This is a genomic window from Spirillospora sp. NPDC049652, assembly GCF_040675125.1.
GTDB lineage: Bacteria > Actinomycetota > Actinomycetes > Streptosporangiales > Streptosporangiaceae > Spirillospora.
This window is the reverse complement of sequence record NZ_JBFAOF010000560.1, coordinates 1-4,760: the sequence shown is the minus strand read 5'-3', so window position 1 is coordinate 4,760 and position 4,760 is coordinate 1. Positions and strand designations below refer to the sequence as shown.

The 4,760-nt window shown below is 74.0% G+C and carries 4 protein-coding genes; 2 read left to right on the top strand and 2 right to left on the bottom strand.

All coding sequences use genetic code 11. The features are described 5' to 3' along the window. Nucleotides 1–1,545 (top strand): AAA family ATPase (locus AB0J52_RS27800; protein ID WP_500185334.1); only part of this gene is annotated, 1,545 nt, incomplete at its 5' end. Nucleotides 1,546–1,937: 392 nt separating this feature from the next. On the opposite strand, the gene AB0J52_RS27795 is transcribed toward AB0J52_RS27800, so the two are convergent. After that, nucleotides 1,938–2,474, bottom strand: a complete 537-nt coding sequence (locus AB0J52_RS27795; protein ID WP_500185332.1) for an RNA ligase 1 family protein — start codon at nt 2,472–2,474, stop codon at nt 1,938–1,940. Nucleotides 2,475–2,539: 65 nt separating this feature from the next. Here AB0J52_RS27795 and AB0J52_RS27790 point away from each other — a divergent pair, with 65 nt between their 5' ends. After that, complete coding sequence (locus tag AB0J52_RS27790; RefSeq protein WP_500185331.1) at nt 2,540–3,613, top strand: lipocalin-like domain-containing protein; 1,074 nt, start codon at nt 2,540–2,542, stop codon at nt 3,611–3,613. 82 nt (nt 3,614–3,695) lie between these two features. On the opposite strand, the gene AB0J52_RS27785 is transcribed toward AB0J52_RS27790, so the two are convergent. Continuing rightward, the coding region (locus tag AB0J52_RS27785; protein ID WP_500185330.1) for an NsdA family TPR-like regulatory protein at nt 3,696–4,760 on the bottom strand (1,065 nt) is incomplete at its 5' end.

Genomic DNA, 4,760 nt, shown 5'->3' with positions numbered 1-4,760 from the left:
GACCAGCCGGAGCTGACCGCCGCGCTGGACCGCGTCCTCGCGAGCGCGGGCGCGGCCGGCTCGCCCCGGCCGGGCGTCCGGCTGCTGCTCGCCGGGCCGGACGGCACCGGCAAGCGGGACGCCGCGCAGGAGCTCAGCCGCGCCCTGTCCCTCGGCCGCGAGCCGCTCTGGCTGACCGCGAACCTGCTGATCGGGCAGCGGCTCCCGGACGCCATCGCCAAGCTGCACGCCGACGTGCGGGACTGCGGGGCCGACCGGCTCCTGGTGTTCGAGGGCCTGGACATCGTCACCGCGGACCCGAGCCTCGGCGAGGCCGTCGCCGAGGAGCTGCACCGGCTGCTCGCCATCCACCCGGAACTGCACGTCGCCGCGCTGTGCGGCGCCGACGGCGACCGGCGGATCGGCGAGGTCGACCCCGTCCTGCCGCAGCGGTTCCGGATCGCGCGCACCCGCCCGTTCAGCGCCGAGGGGCATGCCGAGCTGTTCCGCCGGGCGCTCGCCGAGCGCGGCGCCCGCGCGACCCGGCACGCCCTCGCCGCCGCCGGGACGCTGCTCGCCGCGACCCCCGCCGTCCAGACCCTGCGCAACGCCCGCCTCGCGCCCTACCTCGCCGACCTGGTGCTGGACGGCCTGCGGACCCCGGACGGGGAGCAGCCGGTCGTCCGCAAGGGCGACATCCCGGCGACGCTCGACACCGCCAGGGCGGCGGGCGACCCGATGGCCGAGCTCGCCGCGCTGACCGGCCTGGAGAACGTCAAGCACGAGATCGCGCTGCTCGCCGCGACCGCCCGGGTGGACCGGGCGCGCGTCCGGTCCGGGCTGCGGGTGACCACCCCGACCCGGCACATGGTGTTCACCGGCAGCCCCGGCACCGGCAAGACGATGGTCGCGCGGCTGCTCGGCCGGATCTACCGGCGGCTCGGCGTGCTGTCGTCCGGGCACCTGGTCGAGGCGTCCCGGACGCACCTGGTCGGCGAGTACATCGGGCAGACCGCGCCGCGCACCCGCCGCCTGGTGGAGCGGGCCGTCGGCGGCGTGCTGTTCATCGACGAGGCCTACACCCTCACCCAGTCGCCGCTGAAGGGCGACTACGGCGCCGAGGCGATCGCCGAGCTGGTGAAGCTGATGGAGGACCACCGCGACGACCTGGTGGTGATCGTCGCCGGCTACGAGCGCGAGATGGCCGACTTCCTCGCCGCCAACCCGGGCCTGGACTCGCGCTTCCCCAAGCAGATCCACTTCCCCGACTACTCCGACGAGGAGCTGGTCGCGGTGTTCGCCGCGCTCGCCGAGGGCGACGGCTTCCGGCTGGACGACGAGCTGCCCGGCCTGCTGGCGGGCATGCTGCGACGCGTCCCGCGCGGCGCGGGCTTCGGCAACGGACGCCTCATGCGGAACCTGCTGGACATGGCCGTCGCCAACCAGGCGCAGCGGATCGCGTCCCTGCCGGAGCGCCCGGACCGCGACGCGCTGATCACCCTCGCCGCCGACGACATGCCCCCGATCTGGGACCACCCCGAGGAGCTCTACGGCCTCTACCTGTGACCGCCGTCCGGGCATCCTGCGGGGCGCGCCGTCCGTCCCGCGCGAGCGACCGCTCACCGCAGGCGACCGACCGCTCGGCGACGTGCTTCCGAAGCCGGTGAACCCGCGCTTCAGACCCCGCTAACTTCGTGCGCACCGAAGTGGATGGCGTTCGCGCCAGGTCCAAGGGGGCGGAGCGGAAGTGCGCGGGAAGGCGCGTCCGCTCCGGGCCTGACGCGCCGGGTCCGCCTGCGGTGTGGGGGGACGGGGTCACGGCGGTGCGATCCGCCCGCCGTGACTCCCCACACCTCCCGGAGGGGCCCGAACGCGGCCCCGGCGAACCGTCCGATCCTCGCGCTCCGGGCTCCGGGCTCCTGGCTCCTGGCTCCTGGCTCCTGGCTCCGATCGGACGGTCAGGACGGCATGTCGCGGCGCTTGAGCTTGGCCATCCGCCCGTCCGGCGCGTGCCACACGATCCCCTCGTAGGGATGGGCGAGCAGCCACTCGCGCAGCCCGTCGAAGTCGAGCGGGACGCCGTCGAGGCGCTCGCCGCCGTGCGGGACGAGGGTGTGCGCCTCGACCCCCTCCGGGTTGCCGTTGACCTTGGGGCCGATCAGCTCGTAGGTGCCCGCCTCCCAGTCGGCGTCACCGGCGGCGGCCCGCAGGTACTTCCAGAACGCGGACGACTCGGCGGGCTCCCAGCCGACGGTCTTCCCCGTCACCTCGTCCGCGGCGACCGGAACGAACCCGGCCGGGGCCGTCCGGCCGGCGCGGACCTCGCGGCGGGCCCACCAGCGCTCGCCGTCGAACCGGACGCACGTGCCGTCGAACTTGCGGGTCGCGACGCCGAGACCTGCCAGGACCCAGGCGCAGTCAGGATCGGGAACGCGGGTCACGTACTTCGGATCCCCCGCCCAGTCGCGGGTGAAGACGGTCGGAATCTTGCGCATGAGCCCGATTCTGCGATGGATCTGGGCCTTCCTCCACCGGTTTTCGCGGGGCTAGGGTTCGCCCCATGATCCAAGATCACAAAGGCCGGGCGCGGCGGCTGACCGCGCTGTGGACGGCGTCCGCGGCCGCGCTGTCCCTCTTCCTGGCCTCCCCCGCCCCAGCCTCCGCCGACACGGTGGGGATCTCGATCCCGAAGGACGAGTCGCCGCACAACGCCACCCGCGAGTGGTACTACTACACCGGCCACCTGAGCGGTGTGGACAGCAAGGGCAAGCGCCACGACTACGGCTTCGAGCAGGTCTTCTTCCGCAACCAGATCCAGTACCCGACCCTGTCGGGGTACGCGGGGAACCTGTCGGTCACCGACCTTACCGCCGACAAGTTCAAGTGGGAGTCGCGCGCCGCCGGGCTCCCGGACACCATCCCGGCCGACGGCGGCTACGACATCGCCGTGGACGACTGGAACATGTCCGGCAAGAACGGGAGCTACAAGCTGGGCGGCGGCTTCCAGGACGGCTCGTACAAGATCGACCTGTCCCTCGTCCAGAAGACCCCGCCGGCGCTGCACGGCAACTACAAGGGCGTGCGGGGCCTCATCGACTACGCCCAGTGGGGCCAGTCGTACTACTACTCGTACACCAACCTGAAGACCTCGGGCACGGTGTACGACCACGGTGAGGCGATCAAGGTCACCGGCCAGTCCTGGTTCGACCACCAGTACGGGGACTTCAAGTCCGGCTACGGCCGCTGGGACTGGTTCAGCATCCAGCTCACCAACGGCACCCAGTACATGGTGTACCTGATCAACGACGCGAACGGCGTGGTCCGCCGCGCCGGGACGCTCGTCCGGGCGGACGGCACGACCGCCCTCCTCGACCCGTCCAAGCTCTCGATGACACCCGTCGGAAGCTGGACGAGCCCGGTCACCAACCTGACCTACACCAGCGGCTGGAAGGTCCGCGTGCCCGGCGGCGAGTTCACGGTCACGCCGCAGCGCCGCGACCAGGAGGTCGCCTGGGAGGACGCCCCCGGCGGCGGCTACTGGGAGGGCGCCTCGACCGTGAGCGGCACGGTCAACGGCTGCAAGGTCTCCGGCCAGAGCTACGTCGAGATCACCACCCCCGACACGGTCTTCTGACCCGCGTTCCACCGCGACGTCCCGGGACGGCGGCCTCCCCGCCGCCGTCCCGGCCCGCGTTCCGGCCCGCGTTCCGGCGGCGTCAGCCCGCCACGACGGGACGGGCCAGGGGCGTGCGGCCCCAGTCGCGCAGCAGCGCGCTGAAGCGGGCGGCGTGCGCCTCCTCGGCCCAGGGGACGGCCGCCGCCTCCAGGTCGCGGGCGCGCTGCCACACCGAGCGGATCGGCACCGGACGGGTCAGTTCGAGCGCCCGGCAGCCGAGGCTCATGGCCCGCCGGACGTCCTCCCCCAGCAGTGCCGTCGCGACGTCCAGGCCGACCAGCGCCTCGGTCCAGCGCGAGCCGGAACTGCGCACCATGGGCTCGATGGCCGAGGCGTACTCCAGCGCGCGGCCGGTGTCGCCCATCGTGGCGTGCACGGTGACGGCGCTGGCCAGCGTCCGCGCCGTGCTGTACGGGACGACCGAGACGCACGGCGGGAATCCGGTGGGAAGCCGGTCTCGACGCCGGTCCGACAGCTCGATCGCCTCGTCCAGCAGCCGTCCCGCGCGCGCGTGCGCGGTGGCGTCGCCCAGCCGGGCGAGCGCGCGGGCCCGTCCGGTGGACAGCAGCCGGATCGCCTGCGGGCCGGTCGGGTCGAGCCGGACGGCGGCCTCGGCGACGGCGTCCGCCTCGGCGAAGCGTCCCTGGTCGTAGAGCGCGAGCGAGCGGGTGCCCGCGGTCCACATGCGCATCTCGGCGTCCTCGGCGTACCCGGCCAGCAGCTCGGACTCGGCCAGGTACGCCTCGGCGACGACCGATCGTCCCAGGTGGACGGCCATGTAGCCGAGGAGTCCGGCCGTCCGGGCGGCGGTCGAGAACAGCTCGCGGCGCTGCCTCGGCGGCTGCTGACCGCGCAGCAGGGCGTGCAGGGACCGGCGCAGCTCGCGCGCCTCGGGGGCGAGCGTCCAGGGGCCGAGCTGTTCGTACCGGTCCACGATGCGGCCGAGGGACAGCCGCGCGATGCGCAGCACCTCCGGATCGGCGTTGGACGCGCCGAGCGCGCGGGCGTCGGCGAAGATCATGGTCGGGTCGCCCAGGTCGGGCGGGGGCCGGTCGTCCCCGGCCGCGCCGTCCGCGCCGCGCGGGCCGTCCTCGGCCGGGTCGCC